At 71.7% G+C, this 1,783-nt stretch carries 2 protein-coding genes; both read left to right on the top strand.

The annotated features are described in order from the left end of the window. Positions 1 to 526 (top strand): C40 family peptidase (locus KME75_RS41275; protein ID WP_219420422.1); only part of this gene is annotated, 526 nt, incomplete at its 5' end. 399 nt (positions 527 to 925) lie between these two features. Beyond that, positions 926 to 1,783: AAA family ATPase (locus KME75_RS41270; protein WP_219420421.1), on the top strand; the 858-nt coding region annotated here is incomplete at its 3' end.

Below are 1,783 nucleotides of genomic sequence, written 5' to 3'. Positions count from 1 at the left end.
CCGGATGGCCGAGGAGGCCGCCGCGCGGGAGCGCGCGGAGCGGGAGGCGGCTGCCGCGCGCCTCGCCGCCGCAGCCGCCGACCAGGGAGGGCGCACCGGCGCCGTCCGGGGCAGCGCCGCCGTGCAGCGGGTGATCGACCGCGCGATGTCGCAGGTCGGCGTGCAGTACGTCTGGGGCGGGGGCAACGGGCGCGGGCCGACCACCGGCATCCCCGATGCCTTCGGCTCCCCGCTGGACCGCATCGGTTTCGACTGTTCGGGGCTGATGCTGTACGCGTTCAACGGCGTGGGCGTCTCGCTGCCGCGGGTGAGCCGCAACCAGTACCACGCGGGGGAGAAGGTCCCGATCTCCCGGATCCGGCCCGGTGACATGGTGTTCTACAAGAACGGCAACCGGCCGATCCACCACGTGGCGATGTACATCGGCAACGGCAAGATGATCGAGGCCCCGTACACCGGGGCGAACGTGCGGGTCGTGCCGCTGCGTACCAAGGACCTGCTGCCGCAGGCCACCCGCGTGCTCTGACAGCGCGGGTCGGCCTCCTGAGGGGTTCGCTCCCACCTATGTCAACGAAACATTGACGCGGCCGATCCGCCCACCATTCGTTGACCGGCGACGACCGACCGGAGCGGGGGAGCGGGCGCAGCCGAAAGCCGCCCGGCCCCCCGGCGAACGACCCGGCTTTCGGCGGGGCAATGGCACGCGCGAGGGCCGTCCTCGGCGTGGGCGATGCCCCCGCCCCGGGCCGGCGGGAGCCCGTGTGGATCCGGTGGGCCGTGCCGTCCACCCCTCGCCTTCTACTGCCAAGCATTCATTGACGAACCGAATCGCCAATCGATCAATGACCGACGACCCGCCGGGACGGGGAAGTGGCCGCCGGGAGGGTTCACGGCCGTCTCACGGTGGAAGCGGTGAGATGAGGACGTGACCGTCCAGGAGTCCGTCCCCAGCCCGGCCCACGAGGGCGAACGACTCGAGCGCGTCGTCTTCGAGATCAAGCGCGTGATCGTCGGTCAGGACCGGCTCGTCGAGCGGATGCTCGTCGGCCTGCTGGCCAAGGGCCACCTGCTGCTGGAGGGCGTGCCGGGCGTCGCGAAGACGCTGGCCGTCGAGACCGTCGCGAAGGTCGTCGGAGGCACTTTCACCCGGCTGCAGTTCACCCCGGACCTGGTGCCGGCCGACATCCTCGGCACGCGGATCTACCGGCAGGGCCGCGAGGAGTTCGACGTCGAGCTCGGGCCCGTCGTGGCCAACTTCGTGCTGGCCGACGAGATCAACCGCGCGCCGGCGAAGGTGCAGTCGGCGATGCTCGAGGTGATGGCCGAGCGGCACGTGTCGATCGGCGGCAAGAGCTTCCCGATGCCCGACCCGTTCCTCGTCCTGGCCACGCAGAACCCGATCGAGAACGAGGGCGTCTACCCGCTGCCGGAGGCGCAGCGCGACCGCTTCCTGTTCAAGATCATCGTGGAGTACCCGGGCGTCGAGGAGGAGCGGGAGATCGTCTACCGGATGGGCGCCGAGCCGCCCGTCGCCCAGCAGGTGATCAACCCGGCCGAGCTCACCCGGCTGCAGGGCGTGGCGTCGCGGGTGTTCGTGCACCACGCGCTCGTCGACTACGTGGTGCGCCTGGTGGTCGCCACGCGCACGCCCGCCGAGCACGGCCTGGCCGACATCGCCGGTTGGGTGGCCTACGGCGCGTCGCCCCGCGCCACCCTGGGGATCGTGGCCGCCGCCCGCGCGATCGCCCTGATCCGGGGCCGCGACTACGTGCTGCCGCAGGAC

This window comes from Pseudonocardia nigra (assembly GCF_019396355.1).
Classification (GTDB): Bacteria; Actinomycetota; Actinomycetes; order Mycobacteriales; family Pseudonocardiaceae; genus Pseudonocardia; species Pseudonocardia nigra.
Note: the sequence above shows the minus strand (reverse complement) of the source record. Positions and strands in the feature narration are given on the sequence as shown.